We start from the raw sequence: 22,080 nt of genomic DNA, 5'->3' as shown, positions 1-22,080 counted from the left end.
TCCCGTCGGCCGGCCCGCTCCCGCGACGCTGTCTCTCGTGCGACTGCCCTCACCCGCGACAGCCGGCCGAGCGGACAACCCGACACCCCCGTCGCCCCCGACGACGGGACTCCGTGGCGGCTCAGGGCATCCGGCGTCACCCTGGCCGTCACCCCGGCGGCAGCACCCCGCACAGCGCCTCGAGCGCCGCACCGTAGGCGTGTTCGGCGGGAGCCGCGTACCCCACCACCAGTCCCTCGTCCACCGTCACGTCCCTCTCCGCATCCCTTCCCGTCGCCGCGTCCGGGTGCCGGAAACCGGCGAGGCCGTCGAGGGCGATGCCGTGCCGTGCGGCGGCGCTCACCGTGGGCCCCTCCGTACCGGGCGGCAGCCGCAGCACCGCGTGCAGCCCGGCCGCGATACCGGTGACCCGGATGTGCGGGGCGTGCGCGGCGAGCGCGGTGACGAGCCGGTCCCGCCTGCGCCGGTACCTCTGCCGCATCCGCCGCACATGACGGTCGTACGACCCGCCGGTGATGAAGTCCGCGAGGGCGAGCTGGTCCAGCACGCTCGCCCACGCCTCCCGCTCGCCCTTCGCCGCCAGCACCGGCCCCACACAGCGGCGTGGCAGAACCATCCAGCCCAGCCGCAGCGCCGGTGACAGGCTCTTGCTGACCGAGCCGATGTAGACCACCCGTTCCGGATCGAGGCCCTGGAGCGCACCGACGGGCCGGCGGTCGTACCGGAACTCGCCGTCGTAGTCGTCCTCCAGCACCACCGCCTCCCGCGCGCGTGCCCAGTCGATCACCGCCGCCCGGCGTTCGGGGTGCAGCGGGCCGCCGGTCGGGAACTGATGCGCGGGCGTGAGCAGCACGGCCCGCTCCCGTCCGAGCGTCTCCACCCGCGCCCCGTCCTCGTCCAGCGGCAGCGGTACGGTGCGCACGCCGGCCGCCGCGAGCAGATGCCGGTGGAAGCCCAGCCCGTACGCCTCCACGCCGAGCGGACCGCGCAGCACGCCACCGGCACCCGGCCTGCCAGGCCTGTCCGGACTGTCCGGTGTGCCCGGCGTGTTCCGGGTGAAGAGCAGCCGAAGCGCGTGCCCGAAGCCCGAGCAGATCACGACCCGGTCCGGCTCGGCCCGCACCCCCCGCGCACGAGCCAGGTACTCCGTCAGCGCCTCCCGCAACTCCGGGCGCCCGGCGGGGTCACCCGGCCCGAACGCCTCGCTCGGCGCCGCCAGCAGCGCCCGGCGGTACGAGGCCGCCCAGGCCGCACGCGGGAAGGCCGACGCATCCGGCGTGCCCTGCCGCAGGTCGTGCCGCGGCCCCCGCACGTGTGCAGGTGCCTCTTCGGGCACGTGGGCCGCGGCGTGTCGCTGCGGCTCGGCGCTCCCGCGCCGGCCGGAACGCGGAGTGACCACGCCCACGGCGACCCTGGTCCCGGAACCCTGCCGGGCGGTCAGCCAGCCCTCGGCCACCAGCTCCGCATACGCGTCGGCCACCGTGTTGCGGGCCACGCCCAGGTCCGCGGCGAGCGAGCGGTACGGCGGCAGCCGGGTCCCCGGAGCCAGCCGTCCGCTGCGTACGGCGCCTCGCAGCGCCCGCGTCAGGGCCGCCCGCCGGCCGCCCGGCCCCGACAGCTCCAGGTGCAGGTCCACACCGATGCGCTGCGCGGAATTGACCCATGATTCCGTCATGTGAATGCACCTTACCGTCGGTCTTTCCGGCCCCTAGGTTGTACACATGACGACGCACACGACCACCGCCCCCGCATCCGCCACCGAGACCGCCGCCGGGACCACCCGCCCCCGCCTGAACCTCGCGAAGGCCGCTCCCAAGGCCTTCCGCGCCCTCGTCGGCTTCGACGCAGCCGCCCGCGAAGGCCTCGACCCGTCCCTCGTCGAACTGATCCAGATCCGCGCCTCGCACCTCAACCACTGCGCCTACTGCCTGCACATGCACACCAACGACGCCCGCAAGGCCGGCGAGGGTGAGGACCGGCTGCACATGATCGCGGTCTGGCGCGAGGCCCGTCACTTCTTCACCCCGAGGGAGCAGGCCGCCCTCGCCCTGACGGACGCCGTGACCCGGGTCGCCGACGGAGGCGTCCCCGACTCCGTCCACGCCGAGGCAGCCTCCCACTTCGACGACCAGGAACTGGGCCACGTCCTCGCCCTGATTCTCACGATCAACACGTGGAACCGCGTGGCCCTGGCGACGGGCAAGGTCGCGGGCACCGACGAACGCGTCGGTTAGCCGGTCCAGCCCCGTCCCGCCGGTCAGTCGGCACGGCACTCGCCCTCGGGCGCGCCCGCGCCGGGACTGCCGCCTTCGGGAGGGGCGCCTTGCAGGCTCTCGGCGCCGGCGTGCGCGCCCCTCGACAACGCGGGCCGTGTCCATCGCCGCGACGGCGCTCGACCGCTCCGACACCAGGCGGGCCGTACCGCAGCGGCCGGCACCGCCGGTGCGCCGCCCCGCCGCCGGACGCCGCCTCAGACCACCATCGGCCGGTCGGTGGGCGCTATCGGGGCCGGAAGCCGTGAACTGCCCGTCAGATAACGGTCGACGGCCGCCGCGACCGCCCGCCCCTCCGCGATCGCCCACACGATGAGCGACTGTCCGCGCGCGGCGTCACCGGCTGCGAACACGCCGGGCGCCCGGGTCGCGAAGCCGCCGTCCCGGGCGATCGTGCCGCGCGGCTCCAGTGTCAGCCCCAACTGCTCGACGAGCCCGTCCTCCCGGTCGGGCCCGGTGAACCCGAGGGCGAGCAGCACGAGGTCGGCAGGGAGCGTCCGCTCGGTCTCCGGCACCGGAAGCCGCCGCTCGTCGACCTCCACCAGGTGCAGCGACCGCACCCGCCCCCTCTCGTCCCCGGTGAAGCGGAGCGTGGACGCCGCGAACAACCGCGCGTCCGCGTCCGCCGCCGGCGCGGTACGCAGGTCCCGCGCCTCCTCGTGCGCGCCGGACAGCCGGTAGGTCTTCGGGTACGTCGGCCACGGCTCGGTGTCCTCGTCCCGCTCGGCACCCGGCTGGGCGTAGATGTCCAGCTGGGTCACGGACGCGGCCCCCTCCCGGACCGCGGTGCCCAGGCAGTCCGCCCCGGTGTCCCCGCCACCGACGATCACGACATGCCTGCCGGAGGCCGACAACGGCGAGACCTCCAGATCGCCCTCACACACCCGGTTGGCCAGCGGCAGATACTCCATCGCCTGGTGTATCCCGTTCAACTCACGGCCCGGAACCGAGAGTTCACGCCACGCCGTCGCACCCGTGGCGATCACCACCGCGTCGTACCGGGCCCGCAGCTCCGCCGCCGGAACGTCCCGTCCGACCACCGTCGACGTACGGAACCTCGTCCCCTCGGCCCGCATCTGCTCGATCCGGCGCTCCAGATGCACCTTCTCCATCTTGAACGCGGGGATGCCGTAACGCATCAGCCCACCGATCCGGTCATCCTTCTCGTACACCGCCACCGTGTGCCCGGCCCGGGTCAGCTGCTGTGCCGCGGCCAGCCCCGTGGGCCCGGAGCCGATGACGGCGACCGTCTTCCCGGACAGCCGCTCGGGCGGCCGGGCCGGAGTGAAACCCTCCTCCCACGCCCGGTCCGCGATCGCACACTCGACGTTCTTGATCGTGACGGCCGGCTGGTTGATCGCCAGCACGCACCCCGCCTCGCACGGCGCCGGACACAACCGTCCGGTGAACTCGGGGAAGTTGTTCGTGGAGTGCAGCCGGTCACTCGCGTCCCGCCAGTCCTCCCGGGACACCAGGTCGTTCCACTCGGGGATGAGGTTCCCCAGCGGACAGGCGTGGTGGCAGAACGGGACGCCGCAGTCCATGCAGCGGTCGGCCTGCTTGCTGATGATGGGCAGCAGCGCTCCCGGGACGTACACCTCGTCCCAGTCCCGCACCCGCTCCTCGACGGGCCGCCGCGGCCACTCCTGGCGCGGCGTGGTCATGAACCCCTTGGGATCGGCCATGGGCGTCTTCCTCGCGTACGGGGCACCGGAGGCACCGGATGTACGACGGGCCGTGCCTCGGTAGGCGCTGCTCTTCCGGCCACGATACGTCCGCGCCGGCGACCGCGCAGAGTGGCGGACAGCGCTTTCTTCCAGGGTTCTTCCCAGCGGGCTGCCGGCCGCCCGCCGCGGGGCACCAGCGTCACCTCACTCCCGCCGGCAGCCCGTCGACCGGTGGCCGGCCCCGCGACCGCTGCCGGCCACGCCCGAAGGGCGCCCTGTCGCACGCTGCGGCGGTGTCCGCCTGCCTCGCCTCAGCCGGTGCTCTCCCCGGCCCCCCGCCACGTCCGCAGCACGTCCTGCACCGACGGGGCGATCCGGCGCCGTGCCTCGTACCGTGCCACTCCGCTCATCAGCAGCTGGTCGTACGGCGTGTCCACATGCCGTACGGCCGCCACCACCGCCGATATCACCGCCCCCTCGGACAGCACGCGCCCGGCCGCGCTGCGTCCGACCCGCCCGCTGCCCCGCACCGACGCGTGGGCCGCGATCGCGCGGGCCCGCTCACCCGGGCAACCGGGGAACAGCCGGAGGATCTCGGCGGTGAATGCCGCAGCGAACCGCTCGTCCTTCACCGCCCTGCTCCGCGCGTCCCGCGCCCGCCTCCGGCGCCGCGCCTCCGCGTCCGCCAGACAGCGGGCCTCGGCCCGGGCCAGCGCCGCCGCCTCCACGAGCACGCCCTGGCGTTCGTAGCGGCTCTTGCGGCGGTTGAACCGCACCACCACCGCCGACAGCGAACTCTCCTCCCGCGCCCTGCGGGTGAGCGCCGTGTCGCCGCGTGCCAGGAGCACCAGATGCCCGAGGTCGGCACAGTCCAGGCACCGCGGGGCTCCGTCCTCCAGCACCAGCAGCGACAGCGGACCGCGCCGGCAGCCGGCGCACCGCTTCCGTTTCAGCGGCTGGACGACGACAAGTCCGCCGGGGGAGTGGGGAGTCGTGGGAAACGCCATACGCGGTACGTTCCCCTTCACCGCCCAAGCCTCCCCCACGGGCCCCGTCTTCTCCCCCTCCTTCCGGCCACGACTCCTTCGTCCTCCGGGCCCCGTCTCCGTCTCCGCGCCAGACGGGCGTCGGCGGGGAGCCGAGCGCCAGGCGGGCTTCGGCGGGGAGCTGATCCCGCCGACGCGGTACCGCTCGACGCCGGCGCCCTCACCGGTCTCCGGAGCCACCCGGCATCATGGGCTCTGTGCGACTCGAAGCGATCACCTGGGACCGGCTCGCCGAGCTGCTCGCCGACCGGCTGGCCGGCCTGGAGCCGGCCGACGGAGGGGCCTGGCCGCGTGTCGGCTTCGACGGCGCCCCGGCCGCCCGGCCCGGCGACCTCGCCGAACGCGTCGGGGAGGCGCTGCGGCTGCGCGGCCGGCCCTCGCTCGTGGTCGGCGCCGAGGGCTTCCTGCGCCCTGCCTCGCTGCGGCTGGAGCACGGGCGGCGGGACGCGGAGTCGTACTACAGCGGATGGTTCGACACGGGCGCCCTGTGGCGGGAGGTCTTCGGCCCGCTGGATCCCGGAGGCACCGGGCGGATCCTGCCCGACCTCTGGGATCCCGCCACCGACCGGGCCACCCGCAGCCCGTACGTCCATCTCCCGCCCCGCGGGATCCTGCTGCTCCACGGCCCCCTTCTGCTCCGTCACTGGTTCCCCTTCGACCTGACCGTGCACCTCCTCCTCTCCCCGGGCGCCCTGCGCCGCCGCACCCCCGAGACCGACCACTGGACCCTCCCCGCCTTCGCGCGCTACGAGGCCGAGACCGACCCGGCCGGGACGGCGGACGTCCTCGTACGCACCGACGACCCACGCCATCCCGCCTGGAGCACCTGATCCGGACGTACGGCCGGCGACCGGGCCCACCCGCCCAGCCGATGCGGCCGCCCGGCCGGCGACGGACCCGCCCAGCCCTCGGACTGGTCCAGGCGACGCGAGCCGCCGTACGCCGGCGCCCCGCCTTCTGGGCCCTCTCGTTCGGATCATGCCGGGCTCGCGGCCTCTGGCACCGCGCCTCGCCGCGTTGTCGTCGGTTGCCATGGCTCCGCCATGGCGCCCTCCTCCGCCGTGCGATGCACGGCACCAGGACCCGCTCCCTGATCCGGCCCGATCCGAACGAAAGACCCTAGAGCCAGCCGTTGCGCCGGAACCCCCGGTACAGCACCAGACACGCCGTCGCCATCACGGCCATGACCAGCGGATAGCCGAACTGCCAGTGCAGCTCCGGCATGTGCTGGAAGTTCATGCCGTACACCCCGCACACCATCGTCGGTACGGCGATCACCGCGGCCCAGGCCGTGATCTTGCGCATGTCCTCGTTCTGCGCGACGGTCACCTGCGCCAGATGCGCCTGGAGGATGGAGTTGAGCAGTTCGTCGAACGCGGCGATCTGCTCCTTGGCCCGTATCAGATGGTCGGACACGTCCCGGAAGTACGCCTGTATCTCCGGGTCGACGACCCGTATCGGCCGCGTGGCCAGATCCTCCACCGGGCGGCCCAGCGGCGCCACCGCCCGCTTCAGCTCCAGCAGTTCACGCTTCATCTGGTAGATACGGCCCGGATCGAGGCAGGCGCCGTCCTCCGAGAACACCTCCGTCTCCACCTGGTCGATGTCGGCCTGCACCGCGTCCGTGACGTTCAGGTAGTCGTCGACGACATGGTCGGCGATCGCGTGCAGCACCGCCGCCGGCCCCTTGACGAGCTGATGCGGGTTCGCCTCCAACTCCTCACGGAGCGGGCCCAGTGAGCCGTGCCTGCCGTGCCGTACCGTGATGACGAAGTCCTCGCCGACGAACAGCATGATCTCGCCCGTGTCCACCACCTCGCTGGTGGCCGTCAGCCGCTCGTGCTCCACGTAACAGACGGTTTTGAACACCGCGAAGAGCGTGTCTCCGTAGTGCTCCAGTTTGGGGCGCTGATGGGCCTCGACCGCGTCCTCCACCGCGAGCGGATGCAGGTCGAACAGCTCGGCCACGCCCGCGAACTCGTGTTCCGTCGGCTCGTGCAGTCCCAGCCAGACGAAGCCCTCGCCGCTCTTGCGGACCAGCCGCACGGCGTCCACCAGATCGGCACATCCCGGCACGCGCACGCCGTCCTGATACGTCACGCAGTTGACCACCGACGAGCCCAGTGGCGACCTGGCGGGGTGGCTCAGGTCCACGCGCGGCCGACGCCGGGCCAGCCGTGCCACCTTGCGCAGACCACCGACCCTGCCCAGCCCCGTGACCTTCCGCAGATTCCCTGCCATCGACATGTGGATCTCCTCGCGTGGATCTCCGCGCAGTGCTTCCGTGCCATTGCCCGGCAAGTCTGCCAGTTCCGGACACAGCGGGAGCGAACCTGTGGGAACAGGGAGTTCCGCTTGTGTTCTCCTGTGGACAGAGGCCGGTCAAAGCGGACAAGACGGGTGACTGGGATGATCGCGCCATGACGCCATCCGATGGATACCTCCTGGACAACCGGCAGAACGAGGCAGGTCGACGCTTCGACGCCTTCGCCGCCCTCTTCGACCCCACGACCTTCCGGCACCTCGAAGGACTCGGCATCCGGTCCGGCTGGCGCTGTTGGGAAGTCGGCGCCGGCGGCACCTCCGTCGTGTCCTGGCTCGCCGGGAAAGTGGGGCCGGCCGGTCAGGTCGTCGCCACCGACATCGACACCTCCCGGCTCGCCGCCGCGGTCCGTCCACCGGTGGAGGTCCGCGTCCACGACGTGGGCGCCGACGAACCCCCGGGGGAGGGCTTCGACCTGGTCCACGCCCGGCTGGTCCTGGTCCACGTCCCGGACCGGGACCGGGCGTTGCGCTCCATGGTCCAGGCCCTGCGGCCGGGCGGCCGCCTGCTGGTCGAGGACGCCGACCCCGCACTCCAGCCCCTGATCTGCCCCGACGAACACGGTCCCGAGCAGCGGCTCGCCAACCGGCTGCGCCAGGGTTTCCGCAAGCTGCTCGCCGACCGCGGAGCCGACCTGTCGTACGGCCGCAGACTCCCGCGTCTGCTCCGGGAGGCCGGGCTGCACGACGTGGAGGCCGACGCGCACTTCCCCGTGACCTCACCCGCCTGCACGGCCCTGGAGGCCGCTACCGTCCGTCAGGTCCGCTCCCGGCTGGTCGCCGCCGGCCTGGCCACCGACCAGGAGATCGACCAGCACCTGGCCAACGTGGCGGCCGGCGGCATGGACCTGGCCACCGCACCGATGATCTCGGCGTGGGGCCGCAAGGCATAGCGTTCGTTCCTCGGACTCCGCCGCCCGGCCGACGAGGCAGCAGGGCCGGCCGGCCCCGGACCGTTCTGCCGCCGGTGCCACCGAGCGCCCCCGCGGGGTCAGTCCGCGCTTCCCGGCCGCGGTGGTCTGCCGCCCACCCGTTCCACCGCCTCCGCGCCCGCCCGGCAGCCCCACGCCGCCGCCTCCTCCGGCGGCGCGCCCGCGAGCAGCGCGGCGAGGAAAGCACCGGTGAAGGCGTCACCGGCGCCGGTGGTGTCCCGAGGCGCCGCAGGCACGGCCGGGACCCGGACCGGTACGGCACCGGACCGGGCCACCAGCGCCCCGTCCGGGCCCGCCTTGGCCACCACAAGCGGTACGAACCGACTCAACCTGGCCGCCGCGTCCACCGGATCCGGCGCCCCGGTCAGCAGGCACGCCTCGTCCCTGCTGGGCAGCAGCACGTCCAGTCCCTCCGCGAACGCCAGGAAACGGTCCGCTCCCAGCCCCGCCAGGAAGCCGGCCGACGCCGGGTCCAGGCTGACCGGCACGCCACGCGCGCGTGCCGCCGCGACGGCCCTGCGGACCAGTTGCCGGCTCGGTTCGGTGAACAGCAGATAGCCCGACAGATGCAGCCGGGCCACGCCGTCGAGCAGTGCGTCCGACCAGTCGGCGGGGTCGAGCCGCAGAGACGCCCCGCTGTCCGTCAGGAACGTCCGCTCGGCCGCCGCACCCGTGTCGACCAGGCAGATCACCGTCCCGGTCGCCGCCTCGGGATCCACCACCAGCCGGGGCCGCACCCCGGCCGCCACCAGCTCCCGCTCGTGCCACGCGGCGGCGTCCGCGCCCACGCGCCCCAGCAGCCGTACGTCCGCGCAGCCCGCGTGGGCGGCCCAGCAGGCCACGTTGGCGCCCGCACCACCCGGCAGCGTCCGGATCACGGCGGCCGTGTCGGTGCCGGCCGCGAGCGGCCCCCGGTGCCGGGCCACCACGTCGGTGACCACGTCCCCGACGACCAGCAGCGCCCTGTTCCGCTCAGCGGTCACCCCCTGGTCCACGCCGTGGCGATCCGCGCCGCCAGCCGTACGTTGCCCCGCACCGCCGCCAGGTTGGCGCTCAGCGAGGCTCCGTCCGTGTGACGGACCAGATGGTCCAGCAGGAACGGTGTCACCGCCTGCCCGGTGACACCCCGCTCCGCGCAGGCGCGCAGCGCGTCGGAGAGCACGCGCGCGTGCAGCCCGGGATCGAGTTGTTCAGCCTCCGGAACGGGGTTCGCGACGATCAGCGCGGACTCCGGCGCGTCCAGGGCGTCCTGGGCGCGCATGACGGCGACGACCTGCTCCGGACTGTCCAGCGTCCAGTCCACCGGATGCCCCGAGTCCGACAGATAGAAGCCGGGGAACCGGTCCGTGCCGAACCCGGCGACGGCCACGCCCAGCGTCTCCAGCCGCTGCAGCGTCGCCGGCACGTCCAGGATCGACTTCACGCCCGCGCACACCACCGTGATCCGGGTCCGCGCCAGCAGCCCCAGGTCGGCGGACTCGTCCTGGGTCAGTGTCCACTCCCGGTGCACACCGCCCAGCCCGCCCGTGGCGAACACCCGGATCCCCGCCAGCGCGGCCAGCTGTGCCGTCGCCGACACGGTCGTCGCACCGCTCGCCCCCGCGGCCACGGCGAGCGGCAGGTCACGGTGGCCCAGCTTGCGGATGCCGTCCTGGTTCGCGACCCGCTCCAGCTGCCGCTCGTCAAGGCCGACCCGCGGCTGACCGTCGAGCACGGCGACGGTCGCCGGCACGGCACCCTCCCGCCGCACCGCCTCCTCCAGCTCCCGCGCGACCTCCAGGTTGCGCGGACGGGGCAGGCCGTGCGCGATGATCGTGGACTCCAGGGCCACCACCGGGCGCCGCGCGTCGAGCGCTCCCCGCACCTCTTCCGACACCACCAGCACCACGTGCCCGCCTCCTGTCCGTCGGTTCCTCCTCATCCCTGGCGGGCGCCGGCACCGCATAAACGCTTGCGGCCTGTGGGAGACGCCACCAGCCTGGGCCGCATGACGAACAACACCACGCGTCTCGACCACGTCGTCCTGTGGGTGACCGATCCCGTCGCGGCAGCCGGCTTCTACGAGACGGCCGTCGGCCTGGAGCCGCTCAGGGTCACCGAGTTCACCGAGGGAAAGGCGGCCTTCCCCTCCGTACGCGTCAACGAGGAGACCATCCTCGACCTCGCCCCGCGCACCTTCGCCGCACGCATGAGGATGCTGCCCGGCTCGGCCGACAGCGCGGGCCACCCCGTCAACCACGTCTGTCTGTCCCTGCCGGCCGCCGCCTTCGACACCCTGCGCGCCCGCCTCCAAGAACACGATGTCCCCGTGTCGGACATCGACCGCGGCCTGTCCGGCGCCCGCGGCGACGCCACCCGCAGCTTCTACTTCCGCGACCCCGACGGCAACATATTCGAGGCCCGGCACTACGACGACTAGGGTCCTCCGTGCGGATCAGGCCGTACCAGGGGAGCGGGGTCCGGCAGCGGCGGGAACGTTCCGGCGGGCCGCCTCGTTGCCTCTGGGTCCACCCGCGTCGCTGTCCCTTGGAGCATCGTGTCCGAAACCACGCACGCCACCTCCACCGTTCTCCCCTTACTCCCGGCCCTGAGCGTGCAGGCCGAACGACTGGTCGAGCTGGGGGTGCACGAGATCGCAGGGCTGTCCACCGCCGAGCTCCGTGCCTTCGCCGAGGCCGCCGAGGCATCTGCGGGTGGCGACGGCGCCCTACTCGCCGTCCACCCGGGCCGGGCCACTGCCTCCGCCCTCGCGCGGCTGCTCCGCCACGACGGCAAGCCGGGCTTCGTCGTCACCGACATGCCCGACGTCGACCTCTTCGCCCCGCTCGACACGGTCGCGCTGCCCGACGCCCCGCTCTACCTCCTCACCGGCCTCGACCGCGGTGACCGGATGGCCAACCGGAGCCCGAACGAGGCGCTGCCCGCCCTCACGGCGGAGAACCGCACCCCGTTGCTGCTCACCGAAGGCATCCACTGGGTGATGCAGCAGCCCGCCGTCCTGGAGCGCAACCACTGCTTCATGACCATCGGCTCCCGGCTGCGCAAGGCCAACGGCGCGCTGGACGCCCGCACGCCGGCGATCTGGATCAGCAACGGCACCGGGCGTGACGGCCGCGAGCGTCGCAACGCCCCCAAGGTGGGCTGGTGCTGGGCGGGCAACCGGCACACCTGGTTGGGCTTCGCCTCCGCAACGAGCCGCTCGGTGCTGGACCTGTAAGGAGTCGTGACCGGGCGGGGCGGAGGCCGCGGAGCCGGATGATCGCGCCACGCAGCTGGAGCCCCGCCAGGCAGCTGCCCGGTGTCTGGTCGTAGCGGATGGCCAGGCCCCGCCACGACCAGACGGCTCGCTCGACGGTGTCGCGCTTCCCGTACCGCTGGGCGTCGTAGGTCACCGGCCGTCCGCCGGCGACGCCGTCCGGGCGGGTGCGGGGCACGCCCCCACAGGTCCGCGAACCCTGATCTTCTCCGGGACAGATGAACGGGGGGGGCCCCCGCCCCCCGGGCGGCCGGGCCGGGGGCGACTACGGAGGCCATCTCAGAACAGCGGCTCGGGCAGCACGCCCTCCAGGGCGAGCAGCTTCCGCTTGGTCTCCAGCCCGCCCCCGAAACCGCCGATGCCGCCGCCGCGCTCCACCACCCGGTGGCAGGGCACGACCACGGGCAGCGGATTGGCGCCCATCGCCGCGCCGACCGCCTGCGCAGCGCCGGGCTGCCCGACCCGCCCCGCCAGATCGCCGTACCCGACCACGGTGCCGTACGGCACTCCGGACGCCAGTGCGCGCAGCACCTGCCGGTTGAACCCGGATATCAGTGACCAGTCCAGCGGCAGGTCGAAAGCGTGCCGCTCGCCCGCCAGGTAGGCCCGCACCTGGCGTACGGCCTCCGCCAGCAGCGGCGCGTCCGGATCCTCCACGGGCTCGCGGCCCAGCCGGGCGGCCAGCCGCTCCAGCGCCCGCAGGCGCACGGCGTCCGACGCGTGGAAGACCACGTTCACCAGGCCGTCGCCGGTCGCTGCCAGCATCAGCGGACCGATGTCCGTGCCGACGACGGCCCACACGAGTCGCTGCTCATCCCGCCCATGGCTGTCCATGCGCCCACGGTACGACCCGCCACCGACAACGACCGTCCCGCTCAGTCCGAAGCCAGCGCCGCCCGCACCACGTCGGGCTTGTTGCTGATGATCCCGTCGACGTCGTACCCGGCCACCCGGCGCGCGGTGGCCGCGTCGTCCACCGTCCAGGCGAACAGCCCCAGCGGCCTGCCGTGCGGCCCGTCGATGGCGTGCGCGGCCGAGACGTAGCCCAGGGAGAGCGAGTCGTGCGGGGGATTGACCAGATCGGCGAAGCCCGCGAACCGGGGCAGATCCGACACGGTGGGCGTACCCAGGTAGGCGGTGGTGACCGCGGGCTTCAGTTCGTGGACGGTCCGCACGCTGTCGGCGCTGAAGCTCTGCACGATCAGCCGCCCCAGATGGCGGCCGTCCAACCAGCCCTCGTTGGCGAGCAGCTTCATGGTCTGCTGTTCGAGGCCCGGATACAGCTCCGGGTTCTTGATCTCCATGAGCAGCTTCTCGTGGTTGTGCTCCAACCGCCGCATGTACTCCGCCAGTGTCGGCACGCGCGTGCCCGCGTACGCGGGGGAGAACCAGCTGCCCGCGTCCAGCCGGGCGATCTCGGCGGCGGTGAAGTCCTTCACCTTCCACGGCGCGCGGCCGGGAAAGACCTGCTCGACGTCCGTGGTGCGTTCCAGGCCGTCGTCGTGGAGGACGATCAGCACGCCGTCCTTGGTGCGCTGGACGTCGTTCTCGACCCAGGAGAAGCCCAGCTCGGCGGCCTTGTCGATGGCGGCCAGCGTGTTCTCGGGGGCGTAGGCCGAGGCGCCCCGATGGGCGATCACCGTGGGTGGGCCGTCCTCGCCCGCCCGGGCGTCGGAGGCGGGGCTCAGCAGGATCGTCCCCGTCCCCAGGACCGTGGCGACGGTGGCGGCGACTACGCGCGCGTACATGCGTACTCCTCGCGTCGAGCGGATACCGACAGCACCAGACTGACAGCACTGGGTCAACGGCACCCGGGCGCACGACGACCACGGACCGAACGGGGATCTCCGCGACCGCTCACCAGTGCCGCACAAGTGCGGCAACGCCGTGTTTCTTTGCCGCAGAATCGTTCGACCATTCCGGTGGGGGTCATACTCTCTGCGACAACCCTGACCGCCGCGCGGTCCTGGGACGGGGGCGCATTCCAAACATTCCGGGACGTAAGAAGGCGGAAGGGCAGCCGCGATGCAAGGCACGGTCGACGGATTCAGCTACGGGGCCGTGACCCCGTTGGTGGCCTATCTGATGGCCTGCCTCGGTGGCGCCCTCGGCTTGCGCTGCACCACCAGATCCCTGCTGGTCACGCACTCCAGGCGACCCGCCTGGCTGGCCCTCGGCTCGGCCGCGATCGGCTCCGGCATATGGACCATGCACTTCGTCGCCATGATGGGCTTCTCCATCCAGGGGGCGCCGATCCACTACGACGGGCCGATCACGTACGCGAGTCTCGGTCTCGCCATCGTCATGGTCGGTGTGGGGATCTTCATCGTCGGTTACCGGGGTGCCACCGGCACCCCGCTCTTCACCGGCGGCACGATCACCGGCCTGGGCGTCGCCTCCATGCACTACCTCGGCATGGCGGGCGTCCGCTTCCACGGCCGGTTCACCTACAACACGATCACCGTCGCCGCCTCCGTCGTGATAGCGGTCGTCGCCGCCACCGCCGCCCTGTGGGCCGCCGGCCGCGTCCGGGGCTTCCTGTGGAGCGTGGGCGCGAGCCTGGTCATGGGACTCGCGGTCAGCGGCATGCACTACACCGGGATGGCCGCCCTCGGCGTTCACCTCGACGGTGTCTCCCACGCCACCGGAGGCGCGCCGGAGGCCTCCGTGCTCGCGCCGATGCTGATCGGCCCGCTCGCCTTCCTGCTCCTCGCGGGCGTCGTCGTGATCTTCGATCCGCTGATGGTCACGGGCCGCCCCGAGTGGACGCCCGTCGAGGACAAGCCGGGCGTGCCGGCCGCCGCCGTCGCCTCCCACACCGGCCGCCGGCCCGCCCTCCACGGGGGACACCAGCCGGAGCACCACGGCCAGCGCACCCCGCAGAACCGCTGACCGGGGCCGGTTGTCAGTGGGGGGTCGTACGGTTGATGACATGCGGCCCGTTTCCCACATCGAACGCACGGTGGCGCCTTTCGAGGTCGTCAGCCCCTACCAGCCCAGCGGCGACCAGCCGGCGGCCATCGCCGACCTGGCCAAGCGCATCGAGGCCGGCGAGAAGGACGTCGTCCTCCTGGGCGCGACCGGCACCGGCAAGTCCGCCACCACTGCGTGGATGATCGAGAAGCTCCAGCGCCCCACGCTCGTGATGGCGCCGAACAAGACGCTCGCCGCCCAGCTGGCCAACGAGTTCCGCGAGCTGCTCCCGAACAACGCCGTCGAGTACTTCGTCTCGTACTACGACTACTACCAGCCCGAGGCCTACGTCCCCCAGTCGGACACCTACATCGAGAAGGACTCCTCGATCAACGAGGAGGTCGAGCGCCTGCGCCACTCGGCCACCAACTCGCTGCTCACCCGCCGTGACGTCATCGTGGTCGCGTCGGTGTCCTGCATCTACGGCCTCGGTACCCCGCAGGAGTACGTGGACCGCATGGTCCCGCTCAGGGTCGGCGACGAGATCGACCGCGACGAGCTGCTGCGCCGCTTCGTGGACATCCAGTACACCCGCAACGACATGGCTTTCACCCGCGGCACCTTCCGGGTCCGCGGCGACACCATCGAGATCTTCCCGGTCTACGAGGAGCTGGCCGTCCGCATCCAGATGTTCGGCGACGAGATCGAGGCGCTGTCCACGCTCCACCCGCTCACCGGCGAGATCATCAGCGACGACGAGCATCTGTACGTCTTCCCCGCCTCCCACTACGTCGCCGGACCCGAGCGCATGGAGCGGGCCGTCAACGACATCGAGAAGGAGCTGGGGGACCGCCTCGCGGAGATGGAGAAGCAGGGCAAGCTCCTGGAGGCCCAGCGCCTGCGGATGCGCACCACGTACGACCTCGAGATGCTCCGCCAGATCGGCACCTGCTCCGGCGTGGAGAACTACTCGATGCACTTCGACGGCCGCCTGCCCGGCTCCCCGCCCAACACCCTGCTGGACTACTTCCCGGACGACTTCCTGCTCGTCATCGACGAGTCGCACGTCACCGTCCCGCAGATCGGCGCGATGTACGAGGGCGACGCCTCCCGCAAGCGCACCCTCGTGGACCACGGCTTCCGCCTGCCCTCGGCCCTGGACAACCGTCCCCTGAAGTGGGAGGAGTTCCAGGAGCGCGTCGGGCAGACCGTCTATCTGTCGGCCACCCCGGGAACCTACGAGCTGTCCCGCTCGGACGGTGTCGTCGAGCAGATCATCCGCCCCACCGGCCTGGTCGACCCCGAGGTCGTGGTCAAGCCCACCGAGGGCCAGATCGACGACCTGGTGCACGAGATCCGCAAGCGCACCGAGAAGGACGAGCGGATCCTCGTCACCACGCTGACCAAGAAGATGGCCGAGGACCTCACCGACTACTTCCTGGAACTCGGCATCCAGGTCCGCTATCTGCACAGCGACGTCGACACCCTGCGCCGCGTCGAACTGCTGCGCGAGCTGCGCTCCGGTGAGTACGACGTCCTGGTCGGCATCAACCTGCTCCGTGAAGGCCTCGACCTGCCCGAGGTGTCCCTCGTGGCGATCCTGGACGCCGACAAGGAGGGTTTCCTCCGCTCGGGCACCTCGCTGATCCAGACCATCGGCCGCGCCGCACGAAACGTCTCCGGCCAGGTCCACATGTACGCCGACAAGATCACCCCGGCGATGGCGAAGGCCATCGACGAGACGAACCGCCGCCGGGAGAAGCAGGTCGCCTACAACAAGGCCAGAGGCATCGACCCGCAGCCCCTGCGGAAGAAGATCAACGACATCGTCGCGCAGATCGCCCGCGAGGAGGTCGACACCGAACAGCTCCTCGACTCCGGTTACCGCTCGGCGAAGGACGGCAAGGCCGCCAAGGCACCCGTCCCGTCGCTCGGGGACAAGGCGGCCAAGGGCGCGAAGGCCGGCAAGGGTGCCAAGGCCGCCAAGGGCCGGGCGGTTCCGACGGACCGGCCGGCGGCCGAACTCGCCGGACAGATCGAGGAGATGACCCAACGGATGCGCGCCGCCGCCGCGGAGCTCCAGTTCGAGATCGCGGCCCGGCTGCGTGACGAGGTCTCCGAGATGAAGAAAGAGCTGCGCCAGATGCGGGAGGGCGGCCTCGCCTGACCTCCGCGACGGTGCCGGACCTCGCCATATGCGCCGAGTGTTGCAACACCGACACAAAGCGCGGTTCGGGGTTCGGCGCCGTCGCCGCCCCTGCGTAGGGTTTTCGACAACCGCGCGGCTCCATGGCGCGGCAACAGGGGACTGTCGAGAGGGGAATCAGCCGTGTCCGTGAACTTGTCCAAGGGTCAGGCCATCAGCCTGGAGAAGAAGGACGGGGGCACCCTGACGGCGGTCCGTATGGGCCTCGGCTGGCAGGCGGCGAAACGGCGCGGCCTGTTCGGCTCCCGCACCCGGGAGATCGACCTGGATGCCTCGGCGGTCCTCTTCGCCGGCGGGGAACCCAAGGACGTCGTCTTCTTCCGTCACCTGGTGAGCGACGACGGTTCCGTGCGCCACACCGGTGACAACCGCGTCGGCGGCGCCGGTCAGGGCGGGGACGACGAGGCCATCCTGGTGGACCTCCAGCGCGTCCCGGTCCACGTCGACCAGATCGTCTTCACCGTGAACTCCTTCACCGGCCAGACCTTCCAGGAGGTGCAGAACGCGTTCTGCCGCCTCGTGGACGAGACCAATGGTCAGGAACTCGCCCGCTACACGCTGGCCGGTGGTGGCGACTACACCGCCCAGATCATGGCCAAGGTGCACCGTGCCGGCTCCGGCTGGACGATGACGGCCATCGGCGCGCCGGCCGGCGGCCGCACCTTCCAGGACCTGATGCCGGCGATCCTGCCGCATCTGTAGGAGCGCCGGCCACGGGGTGCGGCAGACGGGAGACCGCGACCCAGGGGGCCACGGCGATGACGGCCGAGCTGGTGCGGGGACAGAACCACCCGCTGTCCCGGGTCCGGCTGGAGACCCGCATCTCGGCCGGAGCGCCGGTCCTGGCCGGAGCCCCACTCGCCGACGAGTACGGCAGGGTGCGCGGCCCCCAGTGGGTGGCCCACCCCGGCGTCGCCGTACCGCCCGGCGTCGAGGTGTCCGCTCCCGCTCCCAGCCCCCAACCGCTGCCGCCTCCGTTGCCGCTGCCGCCCCGCAGACCGCTGCCGCTCCCGGCGCGGCGGAGCCGGCGCGGTCGGTGAGCTGGGCGAGGCCGCGGTCGAGGACAGCGCGCGCCTGGTCGACCAGCTGGGCGCCGCCCGGTCGTCGAACCCGTGGGGGGAGTCGTGGACCGTCAGGAGCTGCCGTGCGGTGTCGACATCGGCCGGCAGTGTCCTGGACGCGCCTGCGGACATCGCCATCCGGACCAGGCCGACGCGCCGGGTGAGTTCCATCAGAACTCCGGACCGCGTCAGCGGCAGGTGAGCCGGCTGCGTCATCTCGCCGACGAGGGCCCGGCCGCCGGCGTACATCTCCTGCTGGTGGCGGACCGGGAGGACGCCGCCGCCCACGGTCCCTCGCTGGACCCGTTGTGGCGTTCGTTGCTGCGACTCACCCCGCTGCCCGGCGATCACCTCGCCGCTCCCTGGGTCGGGCACGTCTGACGTATGAGCCTCACGGATCCCGGTCGGCAGCCGGATCCTGCCTGAGGTGCTCGCACAAGTGGCCAGAGCCCTCCCCAAGTACGAGTAAAGCCCCTCTGAGCAGGCTTTTTGGAATTTCCTTTACTTCTCTCTTTACCTTCCCTTGGGCGTTGAGGTACTGTTTTTTGTGCGGAGGGGAGTACTCCCTGACTGCGGCGCTCCCGTCAATACGGACCGGTTCCGGTCCCGGGACGCCGGCCCATCGTGGGTGGAAGAGACCTCCGGCAGCGACGACGCTGACGTATTCGCCGTGACGTAATGCCGGAGGTGCAGTGCAAGTCACCCTGACCCTGTGGGTCCTCACCATCGTGGGCCTCGCCGCCCTGATCGCCGTCGACTTCCTCATCGGTCGCAAGCCCCATGAGGTGTCGGTCAAGGAAGCGGGTGTCTGGACCGTCGTCTGGATCGCCCTGGCCGGTCTGTTCGGCCTCGGCCTCCTCGTCTTCGGCGGCGGACAACCGGCCGGCGAGTTCTTCGCGGGCTTCATCACCGAGAAGTCGCTGAGCGTCGACAACCTCTTCGTCTTCGTCCTGATCATGGCGAAGTTCGCGGTGCCCACCCAGTACCAACAGCGCGTCCTGCTCGTCGGTGTCCTCATAGCCCTGGTCCTGCGGGCCGTCTTCATCGCCGCGGGAGCCGCCGTCCTCGGCAGCTTCTCCTGGGTGTTCTACCTCTTCGGTGCCTTCCTGATCTGGACCGCCTGGAAGCTCATCCAGGAGGCCCGGGCGGACCACGAGGACGAGGAGTTCGAGGAGAACAAGCTGCTGAAGGCCGCGGAGCGCAGGTTCGGCGTGGCCGACCGGTACCACGGCACCAAGCTGTGGATCCAGCAGAACGGCAAGCGCGTCATGACCCCGATGCTGGTCGTGATGCTCGCCATCGGCACCACTGACGTGCTGTTCGCCCTGGACTCCATCCCCGCGATCTTCGGCCTGACCCAGGACCCGTACATCGTCTTCACCGCCAACGCCTTCGCCCTGATGGGGCTGCGCCAGCTGTACTTCCTCATCGGCGGACTGCTCAGGAAGCTGGTCCACCTGTCGTACGGACTGTCGATCATCCTCGGCTTCATCGGGATCAAGCTGGTGCTGCACGCCCTGCACGAGTCCGGCGTGCACGTGCCGGAGATCGGCATCCCGGTCTCGCTCGGCGTGATCTGCGCCGTCCTCGCCGTCACCACGATCACCAGCCTGATGGCCTCGCGGAAGCAGGCGGCCGTGGAAGCGGCGCACGTGGACGAGGGCACTCCGAGGGAGAACGCCGACGCCTGACCGCGCTGACGGCTCTGCGGGGCCCCGGTGCGACGCGGTGTCGGCCGGTGCGGGGGCCGGCCCCCGCCGGTACCGGGCCCCGCACCGGAAAGGACAAGAGGTGTCCCGAAAGAACGACATGCGAATGCTGTACGTCTCTGCGAACATCGCCGCATGATCACTCGGCTGTGGTCGCTCACCCGGCAATGGACGGCCCTCGTGCCGGTGCTCGCGATCGTCCTGCTGGTGTTCACCTGGGGCCGCGACCTGCCCGGCGCGGTCGTCGCCCTGGTGACCCTCGTTCTCGCCGGCGCCGTTCTGGCGGCGGTGCACCACGCCGAGGTGGTCGCCCACCGGGTGGGCGAGCCCTTCGGTTCGCTGGTGCTCGCCATCGCCGTCACGATCATCGAAGTGGCCCTGATCGTCACCCTCATGGCCGACGGCGGTGACAAGAGTTCCACCCTGGCCCGGGACACCGTCTTCGCCGCCGTGATGATCACCTGCAACGGCATCGTCGGGATCTGCCTGCTCGTCGCCTCCCTGCGGCACGGCACGGCGGTCTTCAACCCCGAAGGCACGGGCGCGGCACTGGCGACCGTGGCGACGCTGGCCACGCTCAGTCTGGTGCTGCCGACGTTCACGACCAGCAAGCCCGGACCCGAGTTCTCCACGGTCCAGCTGACGTTCGCCGCGCTGTCGTCACTGGTCCTGTACGGCCTGTTCGTGGCCACACAGACCGTGCGCCACCGCGACTACTTCCTCCCCGTCACCCGCCAGGGCGAGATCATCACCGGGGACGGCCACGCAGACCCTCCCTCCGCAGGCACCGCCTGGACCAGCCTCGCCCTGCTCGGGCTGGCGCTGGTCGGCGTGGTCGGCCTGGCGAAGGGTGTGTCGCCCACCATCGAGTCGGGTGTGGCGGTGGCAGGCCTGCCCCCCGCCGTCGTCGGTGTGATCATCGCCCTGCTCGTCCTGCTGCCCGAGACCATCGCCGCGCTGCGCTCCGCCCGCCGTGACCGGGTGCAGACCAGCCTCAACCTGGCGCTCGGCTCCGCGATGGCCAGCATCGGCCTGACCATCCCGGCCGTGGCGCTCGCCTCCGTCTGGCTGTCCGGGCCGCTCGTCCTCGGTCTCGGCGCGACCCACATGCTGATGTTGCTGCTGACCGTGGTCGTCAGTTCCCTGACGGTGGTGCCGGGCCGGGCCACCCCCCTCCAGGGCGGCGTGCACCTGGTGCTGTTCGCGGCCTACCTGGAGCTGGCGGTCAACCCGTAGCCCGCCATCACCGGGCCCACCACTCCCGGCCCGTCGGCACCCGCGGCACGTCCGGTCAGCCCGTCACCGGCCCCGTCACCGGTTCCGCCGCCGCTACGGGCACCGGCCGCGTCTCCGGCAGCAGCGCGAAGCACGCCAGGCTGAGCAGGGCGATGCCGCTCAGATACGCCCCCACCCCCCAGGGGACACGCCCGCCCCGCTCCGCGATTGCCGTGGCCACGAGGGGGGTGAGCGCGCCGCCGAGCACCCCGCCGAGGTTGTAGCCCACGGCGGCGCCCGTGCAGCGCACTCGCGGCTCGTAGAGCTCCGGCAGGTAGGCGGCGATCACCGCGAACATGGTGACGAAGGCGAGGAGGGCGCCCAGGATGCCCAGGAACATCAGCAGCGGCTCGCCGGTCGCCAGCAGCGCGACCATCGGAAGCATCCACAGCACGCTGGCCGCACACCCGGTCAGACACATCGGCCGGCGCCCGTAGCGGTCACCGAGCAGCGCCGCGAGCGGTGTGAGCGCGCCCATCACGAGCACCGCGGCCATGACACACGTCAGCATGACCGTGCGGCTCACACCGAGCCGTTCCGTGGCGTAGGCCAGCGACCAGGTCGTCACCGTGTAGAACACCGCGTACCCGGCGGCCAGTGCCCCGGCCGTCAGCAGCACCAGCCGCCCGTGATGCCGTACGACCTCGACGAGCGGTACGCGCGCGTGGTCGTCGATCTCCAGGAACCGCGGGCTCTCCGTGAGCGACGAACGCAGCCACAGACCGGCCAGTGCCAGCGCGCCGGCCGCCCAGAACGGCACACGCCACCCCCACCGCGCGAACTCCGCGCCGGACAGCGTCGCCGACAGCGCGAGCACGATCCCGTTGGCCAGTACGAAGCCGAGGGCCGGTCCCACCTGCGGGAAGCTCGACCACAGGGCGCGCCGCCCGGCGGGCGCGTGCTCGGCGGTCAGCAGCACCGCGCCGCCCCACTCCCCGCCGAGCCCGAGCCCCTGGAGGAAGCGCAGGACGAGCAGCAGCACGGGCGCGGCGACACCGATCGTCCCGTACGACGGCACACAGCCGACCGCTACCGTCGAGGCGCCGGTGAGCAGCAGGGAGACGACGAGCACAGGCCGCCGTCCGCGCCGGTCCCCGAGGTGCCCGAAGACCACCGCTCCCAGAGGCCGGGCCACGAACCCCACTCCGAACGTCCCGAACGCCGCCAGCGTCCCCGCGGCCGGCGAGAACGTCGGGAAGAACAGCGGCCCCAGGACCAGCGCGGCCGCGGTGCCGTAGACGAAGAAGTCGTAGAACTCGATCGCCGTCCCGGCGAGTGAGGCGGCGGCGAGCCGCGGCATGGACGGTGTGCTGACGCGGCGTACCTCGTGCATACCGCGTCAACTGCCTGGACGATCAGGAGTCACGGGGCGTGCGGAAGCGCCGCGCGGGGCCGGGCACGCGCCGTGGTGACCGGCGCG

At 72.0% G+C, this 22,080-nt stretch carries 20 protein-coding genes and 1 pseudogene; 12 read left to right on the top strand and 9 right to left on the bottom strand.

Annotated features, from left to right (window positions below):
- Nucleotides 1-148 precede the first annotated feature (148 nt).
- Complete coding sequence (locus tag ACF1BE_RS00175; RefSeq protein WP_392196700.1) at nt 149-1,675, bottom strand: PLP-dependent aminotransferase family protein; 1,527 nt, start codon at nt 1,673-1,675, stop codon at nt 149-151.
- Nucleotides 1,676-1,721: 46 nt separating this feature from the next.
- Here ACF1BE_RS00175 and ACF1BE_RS00170 point away from each other — a divergent pair, with 46 nt between their 5' ends.
- The gene (locus ACF1BE_RS00170; RefSeq protein ID WP_392196699.1) at nt 1,722-2,234 is read left to right on the top strand and encodes a carboxymuconolactone decarboxylase family protein; all 513 of its coding nucleotides are present in this window, start codon (nt 1,722-1,724) and stop codon (nt 2,232-2,234) included.
- A 236-nt stretch (nt 2,235-2,470) separates the two neighbouring features.
- Here the strand turns inward: ACF1BE_RS00170 and ACF1BE_RS00165 are convergent, their stop codons facing one another.
- Both ACF1BE_RS00165 and ACF1BE_RS00160 read right to left on the bottom strand, forming a co-directional pair.
- Nucleotides 2,471-3,958 (bottom strand): glutamate synthase subunit beta, encoded by a 1,488-nt coding sequence (locus ACF1BE_RS00165; RefSeq protein WP_392196698.1) that lies wholly within the window; start codon nt 3,956-3,958, stop codon nt 2,471-2,473.
- A 293-nt stretch (nt 3,959-4,251) separates the two neighbouring features.
- Entirely contained in the window at nt 4,252-4,947 is a 696-nt protein-coding gene (locus ACF1BE_RS00160; RefSeq protein WP_392196697.1) for a DUF2293 domain-containing protein, read from the bottom strand.
- 236 nt (nt 4,948-5,183) lie between these two features.
- On the opposite strand from ACF1BE_RS00160, the gene ACF1BE_RS00155 reads away from it, so the two are divergent.
- Nucleotides 5,184-5,816 carry a uridine kinase gene (locus ACF1BE_RS00155; protein WP_392196696.1) on the top strand — a complete coding sequence of 211 codons (633 nt, stop codon included), beginning with the start codon at nt 5,184-5,186 and terminating at the stop codon, nt 5,814-5,816.
- 289 nt (nt 5,817-6,105) lie between these two features.
- On the opposite strand, the gene corA is transcribed toward ACF1BE_RS00155, so the two are convergent.
- On the bottom strand, nt 6,106-7,233 hold the full coding sequence (gene corA, locus ACF1BE_RS00150) for a magnesium/cobalt transporter CorA (protein WP_392196695.1): 1,128 nt from the start codon (nt 7,231-7,233) through the stop codon (nt 6,106-6,108).
- 173 nt (nt 7,234-7,406) lie between these two features.
- On the opposite strand from corA, the gene ACF1BE_RS00145 reads away from it, so the two are divergent.
- On the top strand, nt 7,407-8,201 hold the full coding sequence (locus ACF1BE_RS00145) for a methyltransferase (RefSeq protein ID WP_392196694.1): 795 nt from the start codon (nt 7,407-7,409) through the stop codon (nt 8,199-8,201).
- A gap of 98 nt (nt 8,202-8,299) precedes the next feature.
- Here ACF1BE_RS00145 and ACF1BE_RS00140 read toward each other — a convergent pair whose 3' ends face one another.
- Both ACF1BE_RS00140 and ACF1BE_RS00135 read right to left on the bottom strand, forming a co-directional pair.
- Nucleotides 8,300-9,223 carry a carbohydrate kinase family protein gene (locus ACF1BE_RS00140; RefSeq protein ID WP_392196693.1) on the bottom strand — a complete coding sequence of 308 codons (924 nt, stop codon included), beginning with the start codon at nt 9,221-9,223 and terminating at the stop codon, nt 8,300-8,302.
- Complete coding sequence (locus ACF1BE_RS00135; protein ID WP_392196692.1) at nt 9,220-10,128, bottom strand: pseudouridine-5'-phosphate glycosidase; 909 nt, start codon at nt 10,126-10,128, stop codon at nt 9,220-9,222. The genes ACF1BE_RS00140 and ACF1BE_RS00135 overlap by 4 nt, the downstream gene beginning before the upstream one ends.
- A 99-nt stretch (nt 10,129-10,227) precedes the next feature.
- Between ACF1BE_RS00135 and ACF1BE_RS00130 the strand changes: the two genes are divergently transcribed.
- Both ACF1BE_RS00130 and ACF1BE_RS00125 read left to right on the top strand, forming a co-directional pair.
- Complete coding sequence (locus ACF1BE_RS00130) at nt 10,228-10,659, top strand: VOC family protein (RefSeq protein WP_392196691.1); 432 nt, start codon at nt 10,228-10,230, stop codon at nt 10,657-10,659.
- Nucleotides 10,660-10,776: 117 nt separating this feature from the next.
- Nucleotides 10,777-11,457, top strand: coding sequence for a DUF5701 family protein (locus ACF1BE_RS00125; RefSeq protein ID WP_392196690.1), 681 nt, complete (start codon nt 10,777-10,779; stop codon nt 11,455-11,457).
- A gap of 318 nt (nt 11,458-11,775) precedes the next feature.
- Here ACF1BE_RS00125 and ACF1BE_RS00120 read toward each other — a convergent pair whose 3' ends face one another.
- Together ACF1BE_RS00120 and ACF1BE_RS00115 are read right to left on the bottom strand one after the other, a co-directional pair.
- Nucleotides 11,776-12,330 carry a methylated-DNA--[protein]-cysteine S-methyltransferase gene (locus ACF1BE_RS00120; protein ID WP_392196689.1) on the bottom strand — a complete coding sequence of 185 codons (555 nt, stop codon included), beginning with the start codon at nt 12,328-12,330 and terminating at the stop codon, nt 11,776-11,778.
- Between the two features lie 41 nt (nt 12,331-12,371).
- Entirely contained in the window at nt 12,372-13,244 is an 873-nt protein-coding gene (locus ACF1BE_RS00115; RefSeq protein WP_392196688.1) for a glycerophosphodiester phosphodiesterase, read from the bottom strand.
- 277 nt (nt 13,245-13,521) lie between these two features.
- On the opposite strand from ACF1BE_RS00115, the gene ACF1BE_RS00110 reads away from it, so the two are divergent.
- From ACF1BE_RS00110 to ACF1BE_RS00080, 7 genes and pseudogenes are all read left to right on the top strand, one after another.
- Nucleotides 13,522-14,388, top strand: a complete 867-nt coding sequence (locus tag ACF1BE_RS00110; RefSeq protein ID WP_392196687.1) for an MHYT domain-containing protein — start codon at nt 13,522-13,524, stop codon at nt 14,386-14,388.
- A gap of 40 nt (nt 14,389-14,428) precedes the next feature.
- Nucleotides 14,429-16,576: an excinuclease ABC subunit UvrB gene (uvrB, locus tag ACF1BE_RS00105; protein WP_392196686.1), complete on the top strand. Its 2,148-nt coding sequence runs from the start codon at nt 14,429-14,431 to the stop codon at nt 16,574-16,576.
- Between the two features lie 162 nt (nt 16,577-16,738).
- Nucleotides 16,739-17,317, top strand: a complete 579-nt coding sequence (locus tag ACF1BE_RS00100) for a TerD family protein (protein WP_392196685.1) — start codon at nt 16,739-16,741, stop codon at nt 17,315-17,317.
- 56 nt (nt 17,318-17,373) lie between these two features.
- Nucleotides 17,374-17,655 (top strand): hypothetical protein, encoded by a 282-nt coding sequence (locus ACF1BE_RS00095; RefSeq protein WP_392196684.1) that lies wholly within the window; start codon nt 17,374-17,376, stop codon nt 17,653-17,655.
- A gap of 213 nt (nt 17,656-17,868) precedes the next feature.
- Nucleotides 17,869-18,145 (top strand): annotated as a pseudogene (locus tag ACF1BE_RS00090) (export associated protein); the annotation flags it as partial.
- A gap of 223 nt (nt 18,146-18,368) precedes the next feature.
- Complete coding sequence (locus tag ACF1BE_RS00085) at nt 18,369-19,367, top strand: TerC family protein (protein WP_392196683.1); 999 nt, start codon at nt 18,369-18,371, stop codon at nt 19,365-19,367.
- Nucleotides 19,368-19,520: 153 nt separating this feature from the next.
- On the top strand, nt 19,521-20,621 hold the full coding sequence (locus ACF1BE_RS00080; protein ID WP_392196682.1) for a calcium:proton antiporter: 1,101 nt from the start codon (nt 19,521-19,523) through the stop codon (nt 20,619-20,621).
- Nucleotides 20,622-20,676: 55 nt separating this feature from the next.
- On the opposite strand, the gene ACF1BE_RS00075 is transcribed toward ACF1BE_RS00080, so the two are convergent.
- Nucleotides 20,677-21,960: an MFS transporter gene (locus tag ACF1BE_RS00075; protein ID WP_392197382.1), complete on the bottom strand. Its 1,284-nt coding sequence runs from the start codon at nt 21,958-21,960 to the stop codon at nt 20,677-20,679.
- Nucleotides 21,961-22,080 lie beyond the last annotated feature (120 nt).

The organism is Streptomyces sp. NPDC014991 (assembly GCF_043080665.1).
GTDB lineage: Bacteria > Actinomycetota > Actinomycetes > Streptomycetales > Streptomycetaceae > Streptomyces.
Note: the sequence above shows the minus strand (reverse complement) of the source record. Positions and strands in the feature narration are given on the sequence as shown.